This is a genomic window from Ruegeria sp. F5, assembly GCF_056533845.1.
This window is the reverse complement of the sequence record NZ_JBQFOU010000052.1, coordinates 1-3998: the sequence shown is the minus strand read 5'-3', so window position 1 is coordinate 3998 and position 3998 is coordinate 1. Positions and strand designations below refer to the sequence as shown.

The window sequence follows — 3998 nt, the reverse complement described above, 5'->3', positions numbered from 1 at the left end:
AACTGACCTTCCCAAGTGAGGAGATAGAGCGGGCAAAGTCCATAAAGGCGCACAACATGACCCGGCGGTGAACCCTTACCGGCAGGATGGGAGCAAGGCTCTTTAAATCGGCTCATAGTTTGCCGTCAATCAAGGGGGCACAACCGCATAACATGTGATGAATGGTATGAGGGGCTGGCACAAGTGAGGGGGTATAACTGGCCAGCCCCTGTGTGTGTTGCAACGGATTGGGTCAAGTGATCCGTTACTAAAACTTTATCCTCTGATTCATGTTTCCGAAATTGGGGGATTCCCGTAATAAGTGCAGATTTAATCTCGCATTCAAGAACGGAACATATGCTTGCTCTCGGACTTGACGGCACAAAACCTTGTTGCAGACACAATTCCAACAATCTGTGCCTATACCAAACAAGTGCGGCGCGCCCCGAGGGGGTTAACAATTTCCAAGAGGGGGTATGAGTTTGGCGCGTCGTACCCGCCCGCTCCGATTTCGAGGGGCAGTCCTGCTGTAAATCCCCTGTATTAACAGCAGAGGCATTTGTGCTATCCGAGGCGCGTCAACATCCTGGGTTGGACCTCGATGCGGCAAACGTGAAGATGGGAAACCCGAAGTGAGACACAAACCAGCGACACCAGAAACGGCGACCGCTAACGCTTATTTGCTAAGTAGTAAGAGCGCGAACCAGGACGTGGCAATGTGGGCCGCGTGCGAACTGATGGCGATGCATGACAGTCGTACTGATACGCTGCAGGAGCATGCTGACAGTTGGGCCGGTAGACTAAAACCTTTGGGTTCAAAAAACTTGCAAGATTGAGCGTTTGAAAAGCAGGGGCACGCTATGGAAATTGGCGACAGGGTGGTAGCCACCTTCCCAGACAATACCACGAGTGAAGTTGGTACGATTGTTGAAGGTCCAGTCGTCCAAAATGGAATGGCCGCGTTCAAAGTTCGTCATGCCGCGTTTGACAACTGGGTTCCTGCTGCTTGGTTAAAGCCGTTTCTTCAGGCTGCAAATGACAATTAGGAATGTCGGCTGTGCGGACGAAGCGGTCTTTCGCATCAGCACGGGAATGCCTGGTCCCGCGAAAAGCAGACCGTGCTTTCCGACATGATGCACAGAGAGTGATCCCAACGCCTGCTAGGTATCAACAATTCCGGTATCGGTTTTCAATCTACCAAGCTGCGCGACAATATCTTTAGGGTTATTGTCTAGCAGAAACAGCAATTTGTAAGCAGGACCACCGGGCCGTCGCGTGCCTTTTTCCCATGAGTCATATCCCACCTCGCTCATGCCCAGCAGATTGGCCATTTCCGCGAGGCTGAGGCCAGCCTTGTGGCGGACTGACTCCGGATCGAGGTTTTCAAATTTTTCTTCGTTCTCTGGTTTGGAACTAACCATAAATTTCCTGCCTCGTTTTGTTGAAATGGCTTGACGCAATCGCCGCTTAATATAGCTGAGGTCGCGGCAGCAGTGGAACGGTCAAGCGTTCTAACTTTCGCTCCATCTAAGTGCAGCAATATCTGGCTGATACTTTGCAGCGCGATATCGATCCTCGGGGATTTCGAATTCTAACCCTTGATCCTTCACCCAAACCAGATCTGGTTGGCCCATTGGAGTTTTAATTCGATATAGTCCAACAATTTTCATTCTGCTCTTCCCATAGAACTTCGATGAAAGCCCCTTACACAAACACCGAATTCAGAAAAAAGGCGTCTAGCGTAAAGGGTTTATTTGCTCTCACCTTAACGCGTGCTGGCGAGTTGAGGTCTATGCGAAACAGGATTTTAGCTGCCCACATTGCTCACCTCTGCGCTAACATCTCGCTTACGAAAATGATAGTTATAAATGGGATGGGGGGCTTTGAATGAATTTGCAAAGTTGGCTTTCCTGCGCAAAGCAGTCATTGAGGCAACCCGCAACATTCAGTAGTTTTGGGCTCAGAACTGTTGTTCTCTGCGGTTTGCTCGATTGGCTGGTCGCAGCCCGAAGCGGACCTTCAAAATCCGACTTTGCAATTCTCGCTATGCGGACCGGAGCGGCCCTTTAGATCCGATGTAAGTACGTCCACAATTTGCGTAGTTGCTATGCCTGCCAGATCGTCACGACACGTTGTGTTCAGGCACTTTCAACCGGTTGATGCCGTGTGAAGACAAGCGTCGAACGAGATTCGCCGTCGGGACTGCCTGAATGGCGATGTTTGATTGTAATGCGATCGCTGCTGCTGTTCCGGTGGCTTGCCCCATCGCCATGCATTGCGGCATACCGCGTACAGAGGCGAATGCAACCGCGTCTGCCGACAAAATGCGACCCGCAAACATAAGGTTCGTGATCTTTTCTGGCACCAGTGACCGGAACGGAATTGTATAGTACTGCCCGGACTCGATAGCAGCGTGATGGGTCATGTCGCCCTCGGCGCGCATGACATCATCGATAGGGTTGTCACAGGCCACGATGCCGTCTTCGAACTTGGTCGCACATGCCAAGTCCTTGCCCTTCAAGCGATACACACCTTGCAATTTGCGCGTCTCGCGCACGCCAACCGTTGGTGAAAGCATGGCCATATGCGCTTGCTCAAACCCCGGAACCTCAGAACGCAAGAACGCAGCCAATTTGCGGCACCTGCGGCGGCCTTCTTGAGTGGCAGCGCCCACAGCCAGAGGGTCCGTGCCGTCCACACCGCGAACATGGACAGAATTGCAAAAAACTGTGCCCTCATGAAAGCCGCGCATGAGGTACAGCTTCCTAAGATCGCTGTGCAACCTGCCGTCTGTGACGCCAATCGCTGCGTATTTTTGAAAATACGGGTCCGGTTCGGCAAAAGCGCGGTCCCAGTCCACCCCCATCATGAAGAAGGAAATCGTCACCGCCATCATGTTGCCGGACGCGTCGCCAAGAACGTAGGGCACTCCAGCCTTGGCCGAGATGTCGCCGTCGCCCGAACAATCTATGACGATCTTCGGCTGAATAGTGAAAGGACCGTGTCGGTCACAGCACGAGACCGATGCAATTTTGGTGCCGTGCATCTCGGGTTCGAGGGCGATGGTTCCCAGCCTAATACGCACGCCGGCTTCTTCGAGCATCTCAAACATCGTGAGCGTAGCTACGTCGTGGTCATAGATGATTTCAGGCCCGAAGTTGTCGAGCGCGCAGGCGCGCTTCTCGGCGGCTGGGGGGTCCATCGATGCAAGACGCTCTGTAAGTTCTTCAATGATGCCGCCGATAATTTGATCCATCGGATATGCACCACCCCAAGGCATGCCGGGGCAGAACGCCATAACGCCACCGATCTTGCTGGTCGCTTCCAGCAGCGTGACCTGAAACCCTTCGCGACCTGCAGCGATGGCTGCCCCGAAACCGGCTGTGCCGCCGCCAATAACAAGGACGTCAGTGTGTTCTGTCTTCATCGCTGTCTGGCATCCCTAATGTCCAAAGTGCCGTCCGTTCTAAAACGACGCTGATCCTGCAAGCCCAATTCGTCAAGAACAGAAAGCCGTCTCTGGAGTAACGCGCAATATCGGTGAATATGGGCTCAAAAACGGACACGGGTTCCGGTTTAGCGATCGTCAACTCTTCGGACAAAACGGCTAATTGTTAAAACCAGTTCGGGTATTGTTCAGAAAAGAGCTTGGAAGAGAGGGCGCGTTAGGGAATTAGTTTTGTGGACGTTCGGCAAAGGCCAAATCCAGCTCCCGCAACCAGGTCGAATAATCTCAACACAGCCCGTTCGATCTACAAACAGTCCACCGGATTGTTTGCTTAACGATCAAACCTCGGCGTTATCGGGGCTTTCGCGGCCCCACCGGGGCCACGGTCCACTCAAACTATAACCTGAAGGGTGAGGAAGAACAGGGATCGATCCAGTGGATCGATCGCCTGACGAACGCGCAACGCGCAGGACCAGAGGATCAAATCCTACTCCCGCAACCACTTTTACCGAACAAGCCGCCGCAAGGCGGCTTTGTTCGTTCTGAACCAGGCCAATCATCGCGGCCAGGG

4 protein-coding genes are annotated in these 3998 nt (G+C 53.0%); 1 reads left to right on the top strand and 3 read right to left on the bottom strand.

Going from position 1 to position 3998, the window contains the following annotated elements; translation table 11 throughout:
• Positions 1-839: 839 nt before the first annotated feature.
• Positions 840-1025 (top strand): hypothetical protein, encoded by a 186-nt coding sequence (locus ACR0K1_RS25355; RefSeq protein WP_480617448.1) that lies wholly within the window; start codon positions 840-842, stop codon positions 1023-1025.
• A 114-nt stretch (positions 1026-1139) separates the two neighbouring features.
• Here the strand turns inward: ACR0K1_RS25355 and ACR0K1_RS25350 are convergent, their stop codons facing one another.
• The 3 genes from ACR0K1_RS25350 to ACR0K1_RS25340 all read right to left on the bottom strand — a co-directional run.
• On the bottom strand, positions 1140-1400 hold the full coding sequence (locus ACR0K1_RS25350; RefSeq protein ID WP_480852286.1) for a helix-turn-helix domain-containing protein: 261 nt from the start codon (positions 1398-1400) through the stop codon (positions 1140-1142).
• A 701-nt stretch (positions 1401-2101) separates the two neighbouring features.
• Entirely contained in the window at positions 2102-3406 is a 1305-nt protein-coding gene (locus ACR0K1_RS25345; protein ID WP_480617451.1) for an FAD-dependent oxidoreductase, read from the bottom strand.
• 359 nt (positions 3407-3765) lie between these two features.
• Positions 3766-3998: hypothetical protein (locus tag ACR0K1_RS25340; RefSeq protein ID WP_480852285.1), on the bottom strand; the 233-nt coding region annotated here is incomplete at its 5' end.

Bases quoted from the DNA above. Each gene is read 5' to 3' on its own strand.
- ACR0K1_RS25355 (WP_480617448.1), top strand. From the start codon at position 840: ATGGAAATTGGCGACAGGGTGGTAGCCACCTTCCCAGACAATACCACG.
- ACR0K1_RS25345 (WP_480617451.1), bottom strand. From the start codon at position 3,406: ATGAAGACAGAACACACTGACGTCCTTGTTATTGGCGGCGGCACAGCC.
- ACR0K1_RS25350 (WP_480852286.1), bottom strand. From the start codon at position 1,400: ATGGTTAGTTCCAAACCAGAGAACGAAGAAAAATTTGAAAACCTCGAT.